Raw genomic sequence first — 19,163 nt, forward strand, 5'->3', positions numbered from 1 at the left:
GACGAAGGCCCCGGTAAGGTCCCGTACATGACTGCCGTTCTCTTCGACTTCTCCGGAACCCTCTTCCGTATCGAGTCCACCGAATCCTGGCTGCGCGCGGTCCTGGCCGAGGCGGATCTCGCCCTCTCCGAACCGGAATTGGCCAAGGCGGTCCAGGCGCTGGACGCGGCCGGAGCGCTGCCCGGCGGGAGCCCTCCCACGCACGTCCCGGAGCACCTCGCCGAGGTGTGGGCGACCAGGGATTCGAGCGCCGAGCTGCACCGGGCCGCGTACACCGGCCTCTCCCGCCAAGTGCCGCTGCCCGACCCGGGATTGCACGACGTGTTGTACGACCGGCACAGGACTCCGGCCGCGTGGGCGCCGTATCCGGACGCCGTGGAGGTGCTGCGTTCGCTGCGCGAGCGCGGAATCGCCGTGGGAGTGGTGAGCAACATCGGCTGGGATCTGCGTCCGGTGTTCCGCGAGCACGACCTCGACCCGTACGTGGACGCGTACGTTCTGTCGTACGAACACGGCATCCAGAAGCCCGATGCCCGGCTGTTCGCCGCCGCTTGCGAAGCGCTCGGCACCGATCCGCGGGACGCGCTCATGGTTGGCGACGACCGGCGCGCGGACGGCGGAGCGGCTGCCCTCGGCATTGGTGTCCACTTCGTGGATCACCTGCCGGTGACCGAGCGCCCGGACGGCCTGCGTCCGGTACTGGACCTGGTGGGCTGATCTCCAGCGGTCACCCAGGCCATACAGATCAGAACAGAGCAGACATCGCCTCAGGCAACTATCAGTGCGAGAAAGCGCCCGCCTCGGGCGATCCCCCGCGTCGCCCGAGGCGGACAACAGCCGGCCGGCCCCGCACAGGGGTCGGCCAGGACGCGTTGAGTATAGTTGGCTGGCAGCCAGTCAACGCAGGAGTTCCAGAATGTCCCCGCGCAGCGCCTCGGTCAATGAAGAATTGCGGCGGCGTTCCCGGGAACGGCTGCTGCAGGCGGCGGTCGAGCTCATCCGGGAGCACGGGTACGAGGCGACGACGCTCGCCGACATCGCGGACCGCGCGGGCTCCGCGCGGGGCTTGGTGTCGTACTACTTCCCCGGCAAGCGCCAGCTCGTGCAGTCGGCCGTGCACCGGCTGATGCACCGCACGCTGGAGGAGGCGCTGGAGCGCGAGCCGCGCACCGAGGACGGCCGGGAGCGGATGGCGCGGGCCGTCGACGCGATCCTGGGACTGGCCCGGGAACAGGCGGTGCTGATGCGCCAGCACATGGCGGGGCTGTTGCAGGCCGAGGGCTTCGTGCAGTGCCCGGAGCAGCAGCGGCTGGCCGAGCTGCTCCGGGACACCATGGCCCGGCACGGCTCGCAGCACGTCGACGCCGACTACCCGATGCTGCGCTCCCTGCTCATGGGCGCCGTCTACGCGATGGTCCTGCCGAACGTGCCCATGCCGATCACGACCCTGCGCGCCGAGCTGTTCGAGCGCTACCGGCTGGACTGGGACATGGGAGTCCCGCCGGACACCGAGGCGCCCGGCGGGACGGGTGAGACGGATCTGTCACGTTTCTTCGCGACGGACCAACGGCCGGTCGATCAGTCGAAGTAGTCCGGCTGGGTCTGGACGTTGAGCTCACCCAGGTGGACCCGCTTCGCCGGATCCGTGCGCCGGTCGCTCAGCTTCAGGACGTCGAAGCCCTTGGCGATGTCGTTCGAGTAGATGTAGCCGTTGTAGTAGTACGCCGACCACGAGCCGCCGATGGAGAGCGTGGTGGTGGACAGCGGGCCGCGCTCGAAGTAGGCGATCTCCTTGGGGTTGGCGGAGTCGGTGAAGTCCCAGACCGAGACGCCGCCCTGGTACCAGGCCTGGACCATGATGTCCTTGCCCTTGACGGGGATCAGCGAGCCGTTGTGCGCCACGCAGTTCTCGGTGTCCGCCTGGTAGCGGGGGATCTTGTAGTAGCTGCGGAAGACGAGCTTGCGTTGGTCGCCCTTGCCGACGATGTCATAGATGCCGTCGGCGCCGCGGTTCGGTCCGGTCGCCGCGTTGCAGGTGGCCGCACCGCCGCCGCCCAGCTCGTCGGTGAACACGACCTTGTTCGCCTTCTGATTGAAGGTCGCCGAGTGCCAGAAGGCGAAGTTGACGTTGTCCTCGACCTGGTCGATGACCTTCGGGTGCTCGGGGTCCTTGATGGAGAACAGGATGCCGTCGCCCATGCACGCGCCCGCGGCCAGGTCCTTCTCCGGGAGCACCGTGATGTCGTGGCATCCGGTCGTCTTGGAGACACCGGGGTTGGTGGGCGAGCCCGGGTTGCCGCCGCCGTCCGGCCCCTCACCGGGGAAGAGGACGGGGAAGCCGACCACCGCCGCCTCCTCGGGGGCGTCGCGCGGCACCTTGATGACCGAGATGCCGTCGTGCGGCGGCTGGCAGTCGGGGTAGGCGGCGTTCGGCGAGTACGAGGAGACGTAGATGTAGACGTTCTTGCGCTCCGGCACCAGCGAGTGGGTGTGCGAGCCGCAGGCGGTCTCGACGGCGGCGACGTACTTCGGGTTCGCCTTGTCGCTGATGTCGAAGACCTTCATGCCCTCCCACGACGACTTCTCGGTCACGGGCTGCGTGGTGCTGTTGCAACTGCTGTCGCTGCGTGAGGAGTCGGTGGACAGGAACAGCAGGTTGCCGGAGACGGAGACGTCGTTCTGCGAGCCGGGGCACAGCACCTGGGCGACCGTCTTCGGCGCCTTCGGGTTGCTGATGTCGAAGATGCGGAAGCCGTCGTAGTTGCCGGCGAAGGCGTACTTGCCCTGGAAGGCCAGGTCCGAGTTGAGGCCGGTGAAGGCCTCCTTGGGGATGTTGGCGAGGTGCTCGATGTTGGCGGAGTGGACGATCTCGTCCTGGCCGGGTATCTCGCCGTCGGCGATCGCCTCCGTCGCCTGGGCCTGTGCGCTCTGGGACACCGCCTTCTGCGCCGCCGCACCGTCCCCCGGGTCGGGGGTGGCGGCCGCGGGCACGGCGGAGAGCAGCGCGGCCAGGAGTCCGGTCGCGACCGCGACAACTCCGAGTCGTCTGCGCCGTGTTCGGGAATGGTTCAACAGGGTCACTGCATCCTCCCTAGTTGCCGTTCACACGGAAACGGTTCATGCTCCCCCGAAGTATCGTCTTCACCATGCACATATCAACAGAGGGCCATGCAATCGTCATGACGCGTCCTGTTCCGTAACGTGCGCGAACACGCCGGAAACCGTCGCCGGCACCCGCGTCGACCCACGAGGTCCCTTCAACACGCCTGCCACAGGAGGTCGTTGTGCTCTTCCGTCGCGCGTCCCGTACGTCCCTCGCCACGGCCTCACTGGCCGCCCTGGCCGTACTCGCGCTCGGGGGCTGCGACTCGGGCTCCGGCTCCGAGCCCAAGTCGGCCGGAGCGAGCGGGCCTTCGGTGCTCGTGCCCGGCGAGCCCGGTGAGGCCAACCGGACCCTGTCCGCCGAGGAAGCGGCACAGCAGCGCGCCGACGACGACACGCCCAACGCGGCGGACCTCACGTACGCGCGCATGATGATCGAACATCACACCCAGGCCCTGGAGATGACCGACCTCGTCCCCGACCGCGCGGAGTCGACCGGCGTCAAGCGGCTCGCCGCGCGGATCTCGGCCGCGCAGGGACCGGAGATCACCGCCATGGAGAGCTGGCTGAAGACCTACGCCAAGGACGACGAGACCGGCCGGCACGAACACACCGCGATGCCCGGCATGGCGTCCGAGACCCAGCTGACGAAGCTGCGCGCGGCCAAGGGCAAGGCCTTCGACGAGCTGTTCCTCACCCTGATGATCACCCACCACGAGGGGGCGATCACCATGGCCACGGACGTGAAGGCAGAGGGCAACAACGTCCAGATCGAGGAGATGGCCGACGACGTGATCGCCCAGCAGACCAGCGAGATCACGCGGATGCGCGAGATGCAGTAACGCCCCGGTCAGCGCCGTGCGTGGCGCGGCGCCAGGAACCCGGCGTCGCGTGCCTGCGCGATCAGACGCAGGGACCTGCGGCGGCTGCGCCCGGTCGCGCACATCACCGCGAGGACGGGGTCGACGCCCTCTTTCTGGGCCGCGCGGTACTCCCGGGCGACCAGCCGACGCCCCTCGATGCCGCGCGGCCACGCGGGTCGGCCACGGCGCGGGCCCGCAGGATCCACCTCCTCGGACCCAGAGGCGACCTCGCAGCTGTCGGCCGGCTCTTCGACCGGTTCCTCGGCCGATTCCCGGGCCTGTCCCTGGGCCTGTTCCTGGGCCTGTTCCTGGCCCGGCCCCTCGGCCGATTCCCGGGCCGGTCCCTGGGCCGGTCCCTGGGCCGGTCCCTGGGCCAGTTCCGCGGCCGTGTCCTCGGCCGTGTCCTCGGCCGGTTCGGTGTCGAGCCCGCACGCCTCGGACAGCGGTCCCGCGAGCCACTCCGCGAGCACCGTCAGATCGCCGAGGGAGAGCGCCGGCTGAGCCCGGACGTCCTCGATGGAGACGCAGCCCTCGGACAGCACGGCGAGCGCGTCGACCCGGGCGCCGTCGGCGAAGGCCAGGCGGACGTTGAACCACGAGGTCACGCTCTCCCCCTCCTGCACCTTCCACGCGGGCCACACGGACACCGCGCCGTCCGCGGCGGAGCGGTCAGAAAGGTTGAGAAAGGATGCTTCCAGCACACGCGCAACGTAACCGCATGATCACATCCAGTACGAAGGAACACGCGCGCGTCCGACCGGCACGGCACCCTGTCAGCGGACCCCTTCCAGTGCCATTCTGGAGCCGTGGGCGATCTCCTCCGATCCCTCGCGACCCTCCGACAAGGAGTTCCGCCGTGCTGCGTGTCGCCGTCGTCGGCTCCGGGCCGAGCGGGTGCTACACCGCCCAGAGCCTCGTCCAGGCGGACTCCGGGGCGCATGTCGACGTCCTGGACCGGCTGCCGTGCCCGTACGGCCTGGTGCGCTACGGGGTGGCACCGGACCACGAGAAGATCAAGTCGCTCCAGAACAATCTGCGGACGGTCCTGGAGCACGAACGGGTGCGCTTCCTCGGCGGGGTGCGGGTCGGCGCCGACGGTGTCGCGGCCGCCCGGCTGCGGGAGCTGTACCACGCGGTCGTGTACTGCGTGGGTGCCGCCACCGACCGGCACCTGGGGATCCCGGGCGAGGACCTGCCGGGCAGCTGGTCGGCGACGGAGTTCGTGTCCTGGTACAGCGCCCACCCGGACTCCGCGGCCGACACATTCGTGGCCGGCGCCCGCCCGGACTCCGCGGCCGGCGCTTTCGTGGCCGGCGCCCGCTCGGCCGTGGTCATCGGCATGGGGAACGTCGCCGTCGACGTCGCCCGGATGCTGGCCAGGGGCGCGGCGGAGCTGAGCCCCACGGACATGCCGCAGGCCGCGCTGACCGCCCTGGCCGCGAGCCGGGTGACCGACATCCGGATGGTGGGCCGACGCGGCCCTTCCCAGGCCCGCTTCACCACCAAGGAGCTGCGCGAGCTGGGGTCCCTGCCGGACACCGAAGTCACCGTCGACCCCGAGGAGCTGGCCGCGGATCCGGCGTACGCCGACCCTTCGGCTCTGCCGGCCGCACAGCGCCGCAACGTGGAGGTGCTGCGCGGCTGGGCGTCACTGCCGCCCAAGGAGGCCTCGCGCCGGATCGGGTTGCGTTTCTTCCTGCGTCCGGTGGAAGTACTCGCCGACGGCGGGCGCGTGGGCGCGGTGCGCTTCGAGCGTACGGAGCCCGACGGGCACGGCGGTGTGACGGGCACCGGACGGTACGAGGACGTCGAGGCGCAGTTGGTGCTGCGGTCGGTGGGCTATCGCGGGGTGCCGCTGGAGGGGCTGCCGTTCGACGCGGAACACGGCACGGTGCCCAATCTGGCGGGACGCGTCCTACGTGGGGGCGCCGTCGCGCCCGGCGAGTACGTGGCGGGCTGGATCAAGCGCGGCCCGACGGGCGTCATCGGCACCAACCGGCCGTGCGCGAAGGAGACGGTGACGTCGCTGCTCGCGGACGCCCCCGCGCTCGTCGGCAGGGACCTGCCCGAGGACCCCCTCGCGGTGCTGCGCACCGAGGGGATCGAGCCGGTCGAGTGGGCGGGCTGGCAGGCCATCGAACGCGCCGAGGCGGAGCTCGGGGCCTCGTTCGGGCGGGGTGTCGTCAAGCTGCCGGACTGGGAATCACTGCTGACGGCGGCGGGGTCAGCCGTTCGGCAAGGCCACCCCTAGCAGGGTGGGGCGCGCCCAGGTGGGCATGACACACGGTGGAAACAACCCGGAAATCAACAATCTGTTTAAGCCCCCTACGGTCTCGTGCTGTCCGGATGTTGCCGCCCCCCTCCCCGCCGCTCTGGAGTGCCCATGTCCCCCACCGCCCCCGCGCATCCCGTAGACGAGGTCCCACCCATACGCCAACTGGCCGCCTTCGGGCTCCAGCACGTGCTCGCGATGTACGCGGGCGCGGTGGCGGTGCCGCTGATCGTGGGCGGCGCGATGAAGCTGTCGCCGGCCGACCTGGCGTATCTGATCACCGCCGACCTGCTGGTGTGCGGTATCGCCACGCTCATCCAGTGCGTGGGCTTCTGGCGCTTCGGTGTGCGGCTGCCGATCATGCAGGGCTGTACGTTCGCCGCGGTGTCGCCGATGGTGCTCATCGGCACGACGGGCGGCGGACTGCCCGCGATCTACGGCTCGGTGATCGTCGCGGGACTCGCGATCGTGCTGCTGGCGCCGGTCTTCGGGAAGCTACTGCGCTTCTTCCCGCCGCTCGTCACCGGCACCGTCATCCTGATCATCGGCATCTCGCTGCTCCCGGTCGCGGGCAACTGGGCCGCGGGCGGCGCCGGTTCGAAGGACTTCGGGGAGCCGAAGAACCTGGCGCTCGCCGGCTTCGTACTGGCGGTGGTGCTGGGCGTGCAGCGGTTCGCGCCGGCCTTCCTGAGCCGGATCGCGGTGCTGATCGGCATCGCGGTGGGGCTCGCGGTCGCGGTGCCCTTCGGCTTCACGGACTTCGGCGGGGTCGGTGACTCCGACTGGGTCGGGATCAGCACGCCGTTCCACTTCGGTGCGCCCACCTTCGAGGCCTCGGCGATCATCTCGATGCTGGTCGTGGCGCTGGTGACGATGACGGAGACGACCGGCGATCTGATCGCGGTCGGCGAGATGACCGGGCGCAAGGTCGAGCCGCGCTCCCTCTCGGACGGCCTGCGCGCCGACGGCCTGTCGACCGTGCTCGGCGGTGTCTTCAACACCTTCCCCTACACGGCGTACGCGCAGAACGTGGGCCTGGTGGGCATGACCCGGGTGCGCAGCCGCTGGGTCGTGGCGGCCGCGGGCGGCATCCTCGTACTGCTCGGCCTGCTGCCCAAGCTGGGCGCGGTGGTCGCGGCGATACCGGCGCCGGTGCTGGGCGGCGCGGGCCTGGTGATGTTCGGGACGGTCGCCGCGAGTGGGCTGCGGACCCTGGCCGGGGTCGACTTCAAGGACAACCACAACCTGACGGTCGTGGCGGTCTCGGTGGCCGTGGGCGTACTGCCGGTCGGCGTGCCGACGGTCTACGAGAAGTTCCCGGACTGGTTCCAGACGGTGATGAACAGCGGCATCAGCGCGGGCTGCCTTACGGCGGTCGTACTGAACCTGCTGTTCAACCACCTTCCGGGGAAGGCGGGGTCAGCCGTCGCCGAGCCGGACGGCCTGACGGGCGGCGGCACCGAGGAGCCCGTCGAGAAGGCCAGGGAAGAGGTCGTCTAGGTCGGCCCTGCGCAGGCCGTTCAGCTTGGCCGTGCCCCGGTCACGAGAGCTCGTCGCCGTCGGCGGCGAGCTCTCGCACGATCCGCAGCCGCACCCGGCTACCAGGTCCCCTTCGCCGCCTGGGTGAAGTCCGAGACGCCGATGCCGGTCGCCGCCGTAGGGCTGATCACCGACGCCGGGCAGGCGGAGAAGATCGTGGCCGACGGCGAGGCGGACGCAGTGCTGCTCGGCCGCGAGCTGCTGCGCGATCCTTCGTGGGATCGGCGTGCGGCGCGCGAGCCGGGCGGCCGGGTGCACGTGCCGGAGCAGTACCACCGGTCCGTCTGAGCAACGAACCGCACCCACGCCACCGCGCACCGGCCGTCCCAACCCGGTGAGGGAGGCCTGAGGGCCGGCGGCCGGCCCCGCACGCAAGGTGGCCGGAGGTGCCGTGCCTCCGGCCACCGGCCACCGGCCACCGGCCACCGGCCACCGGGACGGTGCCGGGAGTGGGCAGCCGACGGTGCAGGCCGTTCCGTTGAGCGTGAAGGCGGCCGGGCCGCGCTGTTGCCGGTGTGGTTCGCCTGATAGTCGATCGAGACGCTCGCGCCGGGCGCGATCGTGCCGTTGTACGAGGCGTTGGTGGCCGTCACCGCATCGGAGGCCGGTGCGTACGTGGCGCCCCAGCCGTTGGGGATGGTCTGGCCGGCGGGCAGGGTGAAGCCCAGCTGCCAGCCGCTGACCGCGGTCGTGCCGGTGTTGGCGATCATCACGGCGGCGGTCAGGCCGGTGTTCCACGCGTTGACGGTCGCCGTGTGACGTCCTGCGGCCAGTCGAGGCGGCGCATCGCCATCCACCCCTTGGACGGCAGGACTTCGCCCCGCTCATCCACCCCGGCGGCCAGCACGTCCAGCGAGGCGTCATCCCACCGGGAAGCCACCAGAGCACCGGTCAACTCCCGGCTCAACTCGGCCAGAAACCCCACCCGTTCGAACAACACACCCTGCCCGACCCGCTCACCACTGCTCTCGACGACACCACCAAAGGCGGTGCAGGTGGCCGTCGCCATCAACCTGGCCACACCCATCACCCCCCTTCCTTTTCCGCACGATCCCGGTCAGTCCCCCGGAGCGGCCGCCCCCGGCGCTTTGATCGGACTGACGAACGACCATCACACAAGGGCACGGCCTCGCCGTGTCCCATCGATCCGCCCGAGCCCCCCAACCCCGAGCGGCACCGCAACGCACGGGAAACCACGACCGCCGACATCCCACGACGCAGCGAAGGAGCAACACCCCCACTCGCAAAAACAGCGGAACCCATTACCAGGAAGGCGGAAACGGGTGGCAGAGTCCAAGGAACCGTCCCGATGACGCGAAGCAGCATCAACCGGCCTGCTTAAGCCAAACCCGTAACAGTTGAAGACCCTGGTCACCGGTGCCGCCGTAGCGGGTACTGGTCCAGCCAGACCGGGGCGAGTCGGTGGCGGCCGGGATCTGGCTCACGCCGAGCACGTTCGTCCACTCCGTGATCTCACCTGCGGGGCGGAATCAGCGGGCCGCTCGAGGTCCAGCTGAACGACTCGGGGAGCGAGCCCGCCCGGCCGGGTCCCGCGCCTCCGGCGACCGCCGGGCCCGGCGCGAGAGCCAGGCCGGCGACGGCCACCAGAAGCAGGACCAGCCCGCTGACGAACGTGCGCGTGCGCGGAGTCGGCATCGACTCGCCCTCTCTCGAAAGGGAAGCGTCCGCACCGCATAGTGGCATGGACACGACGGCCATGGAAGCGCTCCCACGCCTTGATCGGGACAGTCCCGCCGGCGACCGGGACGCACGGAACGCGTTCTGCGCGAAGCGTTGACTAGAAAGCGCTTGCCCCCTACGTTCCGTTCAGAAGCGTGACCGAGCCGTCGGACTTCAGGCCCAGTACGGCCACACCGACCGCACGCAGCGTTCTGCATGGCGTACGTCATTCACGTATACGTCCGACCAAGCTTTCCCGAAGGGACGCACCCGCATGCGTACTCGCCCCCCACGTACACACGCGCAAAGATCCGTACTGCCCGCAGGGGCCGCCACCGTCGTCGCCTCCGTGACGTCCGGCTCGGGCACCGGAAAGCTCTGATCACCCCCCATCTGGAAGAAGGCATCGGGACATGACTTCACCAGCACGTCCGCGCGGCCGCCGACGCGCCGTCAGCGGCTCCCTGGCCGCCCTCGGCCTGGCGATAGGCCTGATCATGACGAATGGCGCCCTCACGCCCGCGAGCGCCGCCACCTGGCCCACTGCCAACGGCAGCCAGGCCGTCTCCGCCACCATCCCGGTCTCCGGCACCAAGGACTACGGGATGACGCGCCTCTACGGCACCGGCGACCTGGGCAGCGACAGCCAGGACGAGGACCAGGGACCGATCCTGGAACTGGCCGCCGGCACCGTTTTGAAGAACGTCATCATCGGCGCACCCGCCGCCGACGGCATCCACTGCCTGGGCAGCTGCACGCTGCAGAACGTCTGGTGGGAGGACGTCGGCGAGGACGCGGCGACGTTCCTGGGCTCCTCGTCGTCCAACGTGTACACCGTCTCCGGCGGCGGCGCGAAGGAGGCCAGCGACAAGGTGTTCCAGTTCAACGGCGCCGGAACGCTGAACGTCTCGAACTTCGCGGTGCAGACCTTCGGCACCTTCGTCCGCAGTTGCGGCAACTGCAAGACGCAGTACAAGCGGACGATCAACCTCAACACCATCGAGGCGACCTACAAGGGCAGCAAGCTCGTCGGCATCAACACCAACTACGGCGACAGCGCGACCCTGAAGGGCATCACGATCGTCGGGGACAGCAGCAAGAAGATCATTCCCTGCCAGAAGTACATCGGCAACAACACCGGCGCGGAGCCGACCACGAACGGCACCGGCCCCGACAGCACCTACTGCAAGTACGCGACCTCGGACATCACCTACAAGTGACCTTCCGCCGGCGGCGGCCGTACGACACCGGACTCACCGGGCGTCGCGCGGCCGCCGCGTCTCATCCCCGGCCTTCCTGGCGGCCGTGCTGCGGCACCGTGTCCGCCAACTCCCCCTGGTAGTCCGTGTACGCGGACCGCAGGGCCGCGCCCGGCCAGTCGTCCGGAAGGAGTTCGGGCGGCAGGACGGGGTCGGCGAGCAGGTGGCGGACGACGGCCGCGAAGGCGGTGAGACGGTCGGCCGGGCGGTCGGTGCGGGCCACATGGGCGAGCAGGGACCGGGCCGTGGCGGCCCAGGCGTCCAGCGGCCACAGGCTCGCGGCCAACTCGGTCGCGGGCCGGTCGGGGCGCGCGGTGTAGTGCTGGGCCACCTGTTCGAGGTCACCCGGCAGGGATCGCCGCAGATTGGCGGGCCGGAGCCAGACGCCCTCGCGGAGTTCGGCCAGGCGGAGCGCGGTCAGCCGGGCGCGCAGATCGGCGCGTTCGGCGGGGCCGCGCCCGGTCGCCGTGATCACCACCATCTCCCAGTCACCGCTCCACGCGCGCGTGCGGGGATGCACGGCGTCGTCCTGGCGGCGCTGGCGGGACAGCAGCCGGTCGCTGAGGCCGTAGACGGCGTCCGTGCGCCGCAGATCTCCAGCGGCCACCATCCGACTCAGTGCGGCACGGAGGGTGGACCCGCCGACGCCGAAGGGCTCGACGGCATGGACGAGGTCCCGTACCGGCAACTCGGGTGGGTGGGCGCCGAGCAGCAGGCTCAGCACGACCGACCGCGCGGACAGTGGCCGCAGGTCGACCTCGCCGGGCTGCTCTGACACGTTCATCCGCATGGACACGGCACGTACTGTACGTGCGCTTTCTTGTTGCATCATTGCTGCGACCGTAGAAAGAGTGCAACATGAGGGCATGGTCTCGATACTCGCGCACGCGCAGCCGAACGGTATGGACGACGTCACGCATGACGTCACCAACCAGGCCCCTCCCCTGGCCCCGTACGACGCCTCCGACGACACCGCCCTGCTGGAAGGGCTGCGCCGGGAGGGCGCCGGATGGGCCGAGGACGGCGTCCGGCGACTCGGCCTGCGGGCCGGCGGCGCCGAGGCGCAGGAGTGGGGCGAGCAGGCCAACCGCCACGAGCCGGAGCTGCGCACCCACGACCGCTACGGCAACCGCGTCGACGAGGTCGACTTCCACCCCAGCTGGCACCACCTGATGCGGGCCGCGGTCGCCGAGGGCCTGGCGGGCGCGCCCTGGGCGGACGACCGGCCCGGCGCCCACGTGGCCCGTACGGCGGGCGGACTGGTGTGGGGGCACACCGAGGCCGGGCACGGCTGTCCCACGTCGATGACATACGCCGCCGTCCCGGCGCTGCGCCGCCAGCCTGAGCTCGCGAAGGTCTACGAACCCCTGCTGACCAGCAGGGAGTACGAGCCCGGGCTCCGGGTGCCGACGGAGAAGCGCGGGCTGCTCGCCGGCATGGGGATGACCGAGAAGCAGGGCGGCTCGGACGTCCGTACGAACACGACCGCGGCCACGCCGACCGCCGAACCGGGCGTGTACACCCTGCGCGGGCACAAGTGGTTCACGTCGGCGCCGATGTGCGACGTGTTCCTGGTGCTGGCGCAGGCCCCGGACGGCCTGTCCTGTTTCCTGGTCCCGCGTGTCCTGCCCGACGGCAGCCGCAACCCGTTCCGCATCCAGCGACTGAAGGACAAGCTGGGCAACCGGTCCAACGCGTCCTCCGAGCCTGAGTTCGACGGGACGGTGGCCTGGCTGGTCGGACCCGAGGGGCAGGGCGTCAAGACCATCATCGAGATGGTCAACTGCACCCGGCTGGACTGCGTGATGATGTCGGCGACGCTGATGCGCAAGACGCTCGTCGAGGCGGGGCACCATGTGCGGCACCGCAGCGCGTTCGGTGCGCGGCTGGTGGACCAGCCGTTGATGCGCAACGTCCTGGCCGACCTCGCGCTCGAGTCGGAGGCCGCTACGACGCTCACCCTGCGGCTGGCGGGCGCGGCCGACCGGGCGGTGCGCGGGGACGCCGGTGAGCGGACGTTCCGCCGGATCGCCACGGCCATCGGCAAGTACTGGGTCACCAAGCGGGGCCCGGCCTTCACGGCGGAGGCGCTGGAGTGCCTGGGCGGCAACGGCTATGTGGAGGAGTCGGGCATGCCCCGGCACTACCGCGAGGCACCCCTGCTGTCGATCTGGGAGGGCTCGGGGAACGTCAACGCCCTCGACGTGCTGCGGGCGCTCGGCCGTGAGCCCGGTGCCGCGGACGCCCTGTTCGCCGAGCTCGCCCTGGCCGAGGGGGCGGACGCCCGGCTGGACGCGGCCGTCACCCGGCTCAAGGGCCGACTGGCCGACGCGTCACCGTCCGGTGCCCGCCGGCTGGTGGAGCTGATGGCCCTCACCCTCCAGGCCTCCCTGCTGGTACGGCACGCCCCGCCCGCCATCGCCGACGCCTTCTGCGCGACCCGGCTCGGCGGCGACTGGGGGTACGCCTTCGGCACGCTGCCCGACACGGCGGACGTCGACGGGATCCTGGAGCGGGCACTGCCGGACGGGGAGTGAGCGGGGCCGGGCGGGGCCGGGCGGGGAGCGGGCGGGCAGGCAGGCAGGCAGCGCCAGGAGCCGCCGGTCCGCGGCCGCGCCGCGGCCGGCCTGACCGTCTCGAGGGCCGGCGCGTCCGCGGGCCTCAGCCCGTCCCGCGCCCCAGAGCCCGCCGCCGGGCGGGGAGCGGGCGGGCAGGCGGCGCCAGGACCGCGGTTCGCGGCCGCGCCGCGGCCGGCCTGACCGTCTCGAGGGCCCGCGCGTCCGCGGACCTCAACCCGTCCCGCGCCCCAGAGCCCGCTGCCGGGCCGGCTGTCAGCGGGCAGGCGGCTCCAAGGGCCGCCGCCTCGTGACCGTGGGCCCGCGCTTCCGCGGGCCTCAGCCCGTTTTGCGTCCCCAGAGTGGGTCGAACTGTGCCCAGTCGGCGTCCCACCGGTCCATGCGCCCGCGTTCCAGGCGGGCGCGCAGGGCCCGGCCGGCGATGAAGGGGACGGCCGCGGTGCTCGCGCCGGCCAGGCCGCCGACCAGGGAGGACCGCAGTTGGGCCTCGGAGGGGCCGGCGGGCCGGGTCACCAGGCGGCCCTGGCGGTCCGTCCAGAGCACGACCGGTGTCCCGGCGGTGCTGCCGGGCCGGACCCGGACCAGCCCGGAGTGCGCGGTGCCGTCGACCGCGGTCCAGCTCGCCTTCCCCCACACCCGGTCTCCGCTGGCGGTGCCACTGTGCGCGGTGGCCGTTCCGGGCGCCTTCTCGGTGAGGCGTGCCACCGCGGGACGCCACTCCTCGCGCTCCCGGGCCAGTCCGTCCTCGACGCTCCGGGCCGCCGTCAGACCGGCGAGCACCCCGGCGAGGACGGTGAGCACCCAGGCACCGAGCACGACCCAGGCCTCCACCGCGTCGGCGCGGCGCCTGAGCGGATTGCGCCGCCAACGCCACAGCCACACCTTCGGACCACGGAACGCCATCGAAGGCTTCCTCCTCGTGAGCGCACGAACATCCCCCGACCGCCCTCCCATACGGGAGATCCGGCCGCGATGCTCAGGGCGAGTCCTCCGGCTCGACGGTCCCACGGGCCCCTCCACCCGCGCAGGCGTCTGTCCGAAAGTGCCCGGAAGGTGTCCGCGAAACGCCGCAGACTGGCGGCGCCCGACCGCCACCGCGCCCTGTGACCTGCGCAAATGCTGTCTCCAGGGGTGACTGTCAGTGGCGAGGTGCAGACTGGCCGATGTCTGGGACGACGATGTCGCGGAGGTGTTCGGCATGACCGAGGTACTGCTCGCCGTGGGCACGCGCAAAGGCCTGTTCATCGGGCGTCGGCGCGGTGGCGCATGGGAGTTCGACGAGAGCCCCTATTTCAACGCTCAGGCGGTGTATTCGGTGGCTGTCGACACCAGGGGCGACACCCCGCGGCTGCTGGCCGGCGGCGACAGCTCGCACTGGGGCCCGTCCGTGTTCCACTCCGAGGACCTGGGGCGGACGTGGACCGAACCGGCCCGCCCGGCGGTCAAGTTCCCCAAGGACACGGGGGCTTCGCTGGAGCGGGTGTGGCAGTTGCACCCGGCGGCGGCCGAGCCGGACGTGGTGTACGCGGGCACGGAACCGGCCGCGCTGTACCGCTCCGAGGACCGCGGCGAGAGTTTCGAACTCGTCCGTCCCCTCTGGGAACACCCCACGCGCTCGCAGTGGGTGCCGGGCGGTGGCGGTGAGGGCCTGCACACGGTGCTCACCGACAAGCGGGACCCCCGGGCCGTGACGGTGGCCGTCTCCACGGCGGGGGTGTTCCGCACGACCGACGGCGGCGCGAGCTGGGCGCCTTCCAACTCCGGTGTCTCCGCGGTGTTCCTCCCGGATCCGAACCCCGAGTTCGGCCAGTGCGTGCACAAGATCGCCCAGGACGCGGCGATCCCGGACCGTCTGTACCTCCAGAACCACTGGGGTGTTTACCGAAGCGACGACGCGGGCGCCCACTGGACCGACATCGGCGAGGGCCTGCCGTCCACGTTCGGGTTCGCCGCGGCCGCGCATCCCCACCGGGGCGACACGGCGTACGTCTTCCCGATCAACGCCGACGCGGACCGGGTGCCCGCCGACCGGCGGTGCCGGGTCTTCCGCACGGCGGACGCGGGCAGGACCTGGGAGCCGCTGTCGGCGGGCCTGCCCCAGGAGGACCACTACGGCACGGTGTTGCGTGACGCCCTCTGCACGGACGACGCGGACACCGCGGGCGTGTACTTCGGCAACCGCAACGGCGAGGTGTACGCGTCCGCCGACGACGGTGACAGCTGGCGACAACTGGCGTCCCACCTGCCGGACGTGCTCTGCGTCCGGGCGGCGGTCGTCGCCTGACGAAGAAGTTTCGGAGCTCCGTAGGTTCCGCAGACTTGGCGGACTCACCCCGAACAGGGGCGGTGGGGTCCCGAATCCCATTCGGACCAATGGCCGATGATAGGGAGTTCACAACAGTAGATTGTCCGTTATATTCCATTTGTGAACAATGAAGCCGCTGCGGAACCTCTACCGACGCCGGCACCCGCCGAAGGCGAGCCGGACGTCGGCGCTGCGGCCCGCAGAGTTCGCAACAGAGCCGTACTGATCGCCACGGCACTCTCACTGCTGCTTGTCGTGGCCATCGTGCTCGGCAGCCGGGGGCTCAGGGACTTCGACTCGGCGCTGATCCCCTACGCCGTGGCCACGGTGTTCCTGGCCTGGGGTGTTGCCTACCGCTATGTCGTCTGGATCTCGGCCCCGGCCGCCGAGCGACTGTTCCGTCGGGGACTGGGGACCGCCTTCTCCTGGCAGAACTTCCGCCGCACCCCCACCGCCCTGCTCCGGATGGGCGCGACCTATCTGGGCTTCCAGCGCTTCCTGGGCGCCCGGTCCCACGCCCGTTGGGTCGCCCATCAGGCCATTTTCTGGGGCTGCCTGCTGGCCGTGGTCATCACGTTCCCGCTGACCTGGGGCTGGTTCACCTTCACAGCCGACAGCGCCACCGGCCCCGGCTACGTGATGCGGATCTGGGGCTTCAAGATCCTCGGCTTCTCCTCCAGCAGCCCCTTCGGCTGGGCCATGTTCCACGGGCTCGACCTGGCGGCGGTCCTGGTCATCGGCGGGGTGGGCTACTTCCTCTGGCGGCGCACCCGGGACCGGGCCACAACCACCGGGCAGCGCTTCGGCTACGACTTCCTTCCCCTGCTGGCACTGCTGACCGTCTCCGTCACCGGCCTGCTGCTCACCTTCTCCGAGATCAGCCTGCACGGCGCCGGCTACGAGTTCCTCGCCGTGGCCCACATGATCTCCGTGGTGTTCACCCTGGTCTACCTGCCCTTCGGCAAGTTCTTCCACATCGTGCAGCGTCCCGCAGCTGTCGGTATGCAGCTGTTCAAGTACAGCAGCCGGGCCGAGGGCGAGGAGCTGTTCGCCTGCCGCCGCTGCGGCGAACCGATCGACACCGCGCCGTACGTCGAGAACCTGCGCGCCACCATGCGCGACCTGAAGCTCGACTTCGACCAGTGGGCCGAGTACTGCCCGCGCTGCAAGCGCGTCCTGCGCGGCGGCGCCTACCTCCAGAATGTGAAGCGGGGCTTCCGGTGAGCCATCCCCAGGGCCGCAGCGCATCCGGCCGTCCCGGCCCGGTCCCGGTCCCCCTCGACCCGTCCGTGGCCCCGCCGGGCTCCCGCAACTTCCGCGACGCCGGCGGCATCCCGGCCGACCAGTGGCAGGCCACCCAGACCAAGCAGACCCTGGTGCCCACCCACTGCTGCTTCTGCGGCGTGCAGTGCGGGATGTATCTGCGGGTCAACGAAGAAGGCAAGGTCTTCGGTGTCGAGCCGCGCAACCACGACATCAACCGCAGCAGGCTGTGTCCCAAGGGCATCAACGCCTACCAGCAGGTCAACCACCCCGATCGGCTGACCGCGCCGCTGCTGCGCCGCAGCCGGGACGAGCCCTTCCGCGTGGTCGGCTGGGAGGAGGCGCTGGACCACACCGCTGCCGAGGTCCGCCGGATCCAGGCGGCCCACGGGCGGGACGCCTTCGGTCTGCTCGGCGGTGCCAGCCTGTTCACCGAGAAGACCTACCTGGTCGGCAAGTTCGCCCGGGTGGCGCTGAAGACCCGTCATGTCGACTACAACGGGCGATTGTGCATGGTCAGCGCCGCCGGGGCCAACAAGCTCGCCTTCGGCATCGACCGCGCCGGCAACCCCTTCGCCGACATCCTGCAGACCGACTGCCTGCTGATCGCCGGCGCCAACGTCGGTGAGTGCTTCCCGGTGCTGACCCAGTACCTGTGGGGCGCCAGGGACCGAGGCGCCTCGCTGATCGTGGTCGACCCCAGGGAGACCGCCATCGCCCGCACCGCCGACGTACATGTCGCGCTGCGTTCCGGCACCGACTCCGCGTTCTTCAACGCCGTGCTGCACGTGGTGATCCGCGAAGGACTCGCCGACGAGGCGTTCCTGGCCGAGCACACCACCGGCTGGAGGGAGGTCAAGCAGGCCGTCGCCGCCTATCCGCCCGAGCGCGCGGCGGAGATCTGCGGCATTCCCGCCTCCCAGGTCGAGCAGGTCGCCCGGATGTTCGCCGGCGCCGACAAGGCCATGGCCTGGCACGCCCGCGGCATCGAGCACCACACCCAGGGCGTCGAGAACTGCCTGGCCGTCATCAACCTGTGCACCGCCACCGGCAACCTGGGCAGGCCGGGCGCCGGCTACGGCACCCTCACCGGCCAGGGCAACGGCCAAGGCGGCCGCGAGCACGGCCAGAAGTCCGACCTGCTGCCCGGCGGACGCTCCATCAACGATCCCGAGGCCCGCCGGTTCATCTCCGACTTCTGGGGCATCGACGAGGCCGAACTGCCCCAGGCCGGCACCTCCATGATGGAGATGGTCTGGCAGATGAAGCGCCAGGAGATCCGCGGACTGATCGGCATCTGCAACAACCCCTTTGTCTCCCTGCCCAACTACGCGGTCGTCAAGGACGGCTACGACACCCTGGAGTTCCACGCCCAGTTCGACTTCTTCCTCTCCGAGACCGCCGCCAACGCCCATGTCGTCTTCCCGGTCACCACCTGGGCCGAGGACGAGGGCGTGATGGCCAACGCCGAGGCCAGGGTGATCAAGCACAACAAGGCCCAGGAGCCACCGCCCGGAGTGCGCACCGACACCTGGGTGATGTGCGAGCTCGCCAAGCGGCTCGGCGCGGGCGACAAGTTCGACTTTCCCGACGGCTCGCGCCAGGTCTTCGACGAGCTGCGCGCCGCCTCGTCAGGGTCGGTCAACGACTACTACGGCATCACCTACGAGCGCCTGGAGCAGACCGGCGGCATCGCCTGGCCCTGCCCCACCCTGGACCACCCCGGCACCCCCAGGCTCTTCGAGGACGGCCTGACCTACCACGCCGACCGCAAGATCCATATGCAGACCGTGGAATGGCACCCGCCGGCCGACCCCTTCGACGGGCAGTACCCGCTGCGGCTGACCACCGGGCGCACCGTGGCGCACTACCTCTCCGGAAACCAGACCCGGCGTCTGGGCGCGCTGGTCGAGCAGACCCCGCGCCCCTGGGTCGAGGTCCATCCCACCCACGGCTACCGCAACGGCGATCCGGTCAGGGTCACCACCCGGCGCGGCACCGAGGTGCTGCCCGCCCTGGTCACCGAGGCGATCCGTCCTGACCATGTCTTCGTCCCCTACCACTGGCCGTTCCCCACCGCGGCGAACGCGCTCACCATCGACGCGCTGGACCCGCGATCCAAGATCCCCGAGTACAAGGTCTGCGCCTGCCGTATCGACCCGGCCCCGACGGTCGACGAGGTCCCCGCGCCACCGATGCCCCCGGGCCGCCAGGCCTATCCGGAGGCGCAGGCCTCGCGCAACGATCCGCTGCCGCCCAGCTCCCCGCAGGGGCGCGGCACCGGCGAAGGGTGGTGACGGAACA

16 protein-coding genes and 2 pseudogenes are annotated in these 19,163 nt (G+C 70.8%); 11 read left to right on the forward strand and 7 right to left on the reverse strand.

Going from position 1 to position 19,163, the window contains the following annotated elements; all coding sequences use genetic code 11:
* Positions 1-27 precede the first annotated feature (27 nt).
* Positions 28-717: an HAD family hydrolase gene (locus tag ABT114_RS11835; RefSeq protein ID WP_351141268.1), complete on the forward strand. Its 690-nt coding sequence runs from the start codon at positions 28-30 to the stop codon at positions 715-717.
* Positions 718-916: 199 nt separating this feature from the next.
* Positions 917-1,591 (forward strand): TetR/AcrR family transcriptional regulator, encoded by a 675-nt coding sequence (locus ABT114_RS11840; protein ID WP_351141270.1) that lies wholly within the window; start codon positions 917-919, stop codon positions 1,589-1,591.
* Here ABT114_RS11840 and ABT114_RS11845 read toward each other — a convergent pair.
* Positions 1,579-3,081: an LVIVD repeat-containing protein gene (locus tag ABT114_RS11845; RefSeq protein WP_351141272.1), complete on the reverse strand. Its 1,503-nt coding sequence runs from the start codon at positions 3,079-3,081 to the stop codon at positions 1,579-1,581. The genes ABT114_RS11840 and ABT114_RS11845 overlap by 13 nt on opposite strands.
* Positions 3,082-3,284: 203 nt before the next feature.
* On the opposite strand from ABT114_RS11845, the gene ABT114_RS11850 reads away from it, so the two are divergent.
* Positions 3,285-3,944 (forward strand): DUF305 domain-containing protein, encoded by a 660-nt coding sequence (locus ABT114_RS11850; RefSeq protein WP_351141274.1) that lies wholly within the window; start codon positions 3,285-3,287, stop codon positions 3,942-3,944.
* Between the two features lie 8 nt (positions 3,945-3,952).
* On the opposite strand, the gene ABT114_RS11855 is transcribed toward ABT114_RS11850, so the two are convergent.
* Positions 3,953-4,666 (reverse strand): DUF6214 family protein, encoded by a 714-nt coding sequence (locus ABT114_RS11855; protein ID WP_351141276.1) that lies wholly within the window; start codon positions 4,664-4,666, stop codon positions 3,953-3,955.
* 155 nt (positions 4,667-4,821) lie between these two features.
* On the opposite strand from ABT114_RS11855, the gene ABT114_RS11860 reads away from it, so the two are divergent.
* From ABT114_RS11860 to ABT114_RS11875, 3 genes and pseudogenes are all read left to right on the forward strand, one after another.
* Complete coding sequence (locus ABT114_RS11860) at positions 4,822-6,216, forward strand: FAD-dependent oxidoreductase (RefSeq protein ID WP_351141278.1); 1,395 nt, start codon at positions 4,822-4,824, stop codon at positions 6,214-6,216.
* A 132-nt stretch (positions 6,217-6,348) separates the two neighbouring features.
* The gene (locus ABT114_RS11865) at positions 6,349-7,737 is read left to right on the forward strand and encodes a nucleobase:cation symporter-2 family protein (RefSeq protein WP_351141280.1); all 1,389 of its coding nucleotides are present in this window, start codon (positions 6,349-6,351) and stop codon (positions 7,735-7,737) included.
* Positions 7,738-7,815: 78 nt separating this feature from the next.
* Positions 7,816-8,064: pseudogene (locus ABT114_RS11875) on the forward strand (oxidoreductase); the annotation flags it as partial.
* Positions 8,065-8,232: 168 nt separating this feature from the next.
* Here ABT114_RS11875 and ABT114_RS11880 read toward each other — a convergent pair.
* The 3 genes and pseudogenes from ABT114_RS11880 to ABT114_RS11890 all read right to left on the reverse strand — a co-directional run.
* Positions 8,233-8,567: pseudogene (locus ABT114_RS11880) on the reverse strand (cellulose binding domain-containing protein); the annotation flags it as partial.
* On the reverse strand, positions 8,498-8,803 hold the full coding sequence (locus ABT114_RS11885; RefSeq protein ID WP_351141282.1) for a hypothetical protein: 306 nt from the start codon (positions 8,801-8,803) through the stop codon (positions 8,498-8,500). The pseudogene ABT114_RS11880 and the gene ABT114_RS11885, both read right to left, overlap by 70 nt.
* 446 nt (positions 8,804-9,249) lie before the next feature.
* Positions 9,250-9,432, reverse strand: coding sequence for a hypothetical protein (locus tag ABT114_RS11890; protein WP_351141284.1), 183 nt, complete (start codon positions 9,430-9,432; stop codon positions 9,250-9,252).
* A gap of 437 nt (positions 9,433-9,869) precedes the next feature.
* On the opposite strand from ABT114_RS11890, the gene ABT114_RS11895 reads away from it, so the two are divergent.
* Complete coding sequence (locus ABT114_RS11895) at positions 9,870-10,676, forward strand: pectate lyase (RefSeq protein ID WP_351141286.1); 807 nt, start codon at positions 9,870-9,872, stop codon at positions 10,674-10,676.
* Between the two features lie 61 nt (positions 10,677-10,737).
* On the opposite strand, the gene ABT114_RS11900 is transcribed toward ABT114_RS11895, so the two are convergent.
* Positions 10,738-11,505, reverse strand: coding sequence for a PaaX family transcriptional regulator C-terminal domain-containing protein (locus ABT114_RS11900; RefSeq protein ID WP_351141372.1), 768 nt, complete (start codon positions 11,503-11,505; stop codon positions 10,738-10,740).
* 76 nt (positions 11,506-11,581) lie between these two features.
* On the opposite strand from ABT114_RS11900, the gene ABT114_RS11905 reads away from it, so the two are divergent.
* The gene (locus ABT114_RS11905) at positions 11,582-13,252 is read left to right on the forward strand and encodes an acyl-CoA dehydrogenase family protein (protein ID WP_351141287.1); all 1,671 of its coding nucleotides are present in this window, start codon (positions 11,582-11,584) and stop codon (positions 13,250-13,252) included.
* A 357-nt stretch (positions 13,253-13,609) separates the two neighbouring features.
* Here ABT114_RS11905 and ABT114_RS11910 read toward each other — a convergent pair whose 3' ends face one another.
* Positions 13,610-14,194, reverse strand: a complete 585-nt coding sequence (locus tag ABT114_RS11910; RefSeq protein WP_351141289.1) for an Rv1733c family protein — start codon at positions 14,192-14,194, stop codon at positions 13,610-13,612.
* A gap of 295 nt (positions 14,195-14,489) precedes the next feature.
* On the opposite strand from ABT114_RS11910, the gene ABT114_RS11915 reads away from it, so the two are divergent.
* The 3 genes from ABT114_RS11915 (at position 14,490) to ABT114_RS11925 (ending at position 19,156) form a co-directional block, all read left to right on the forward strand.
* The gene (locus tag ABT114_RS11915) at positions 14,490-15,575 is read left to right on the forward strand and encodes a WD40/YVTN/BNR-like repeat-containing protein (protein WP_351141374.1); all 1,086 of its coding nucleotides are present in this window, start codon (positions 14,490-14,492) and stop codon (positions 15,573-15,575) included.
* Between the two features lie 141 nt (positions 15,576-15,716).
* Complete coding sequence (locus tag ABT114_RS11920; RefSeq protein ID WP_502988306.1) at positions 15,717-16,820, forward strand: MFS transporter; 1,104 nt, start codon at positions 15,717-15,719, stop codon at positions 16,818-16,820.
* Positions 16,817-19,156, forward strand: a complete 2,340-nt coding sequence (locus ABT114_RS11925; protein ID WP_351141291.1) for a molybdopterin oxidoreductase family protein — start codon at positions 16,817-16,819, stop codon at positions 19,154-19,156. The genes ABT114_RS11920 and ABT114_RS11925 overlap by 4 nt, the downstream gene beginning before the upstream one ends.
* Positions 19,157-19,163 lie beyond the last annotated feature (7 nt).

This window comes from Streptomyces sp. NPDC002088 (assembly GCF_040296605.1).
Classification (GTDB): Bacteria; Actinomycetota; Actinomycetes; order Streptomycetales; family Streptomycetaceae; genus Streptomyces.

Excerpts from the sequence above, each read along its gene's own strand:
- ABT114_RS11895 (WP_351141286.1), top strand. The coding sequence starts at position 9,870 with ATGACTTCACCAGCACGTCCGCGCGGCCGCCGACGCGCCGTCAGCGGC.
- ABT114_RS11910 (WP_351141289.1), bottom strand. The coding sequence starts at position 14,194 with ATGGCGTTCCGTGGTCCGAAGGTGTGGCTGTGGCGTTGGCGGCGCAAT.
- ABT114_RS11835 (WP_351141268.1), top strand. The coding sequence starts at position 28 with ATGACTGCCGTTCTCTTCGACTTCTCCGGAACCCTCTTCCGTATCGAG.
- ABT114_RS11900 (WP_351141372.1), bottom strand. The coding sequence starts at position 11,505 with ATGCGGATGAACGTGTCAGAGCAGCCCGGCGAGGTCGACCTGCGGCCA.
- ABT114_RS11915 (WP_351141374.1), top strand. The coding sequence starts at position 14,490 with ATGACCGAGGTACTGCTCGCCGTGGGCACGCGCAAAGGCCTGTTCATC.
- ABT114_RS11865 (WP_351141280.1), top strand. The coding sequence starts at position 6,349 with ATGTCCCCCACCGCCCCCGCGCATCCCGTAGACGAGGTCCCACCCATA.
- ABT114_RS11905 (WP_351141287.1), top strand. The coding sequence starts at position 11,582 with ATGGTCTCGATACTCGCGCACGCGCAGCCGAACGGTATGGACGACGTC.
- ABT114_RS11890 (WP_351141284.1), bottom strand. The coding sequence starts at position 9,432 with ATGCCGACTCCGCGCACGCGCACGTTCGTCAGCGGGCTGGTCCTGCTT.
- ABT114_RS11840 (WP_351141270.1), top strand. The coding sequence starts at position 917 with ATGTCCCCGCGCAGCGCCTCGGTCAATGAAGAATTGCGGCGGCGTTCC.
- ABT114_RS11885 (WP_351141282.1), bottom strand. The coding sequence starts at position 8,803 with ATGGGTGTGGCCAGGTTGATGGCGACGGCCACCTGCACCGCCTTTGGT.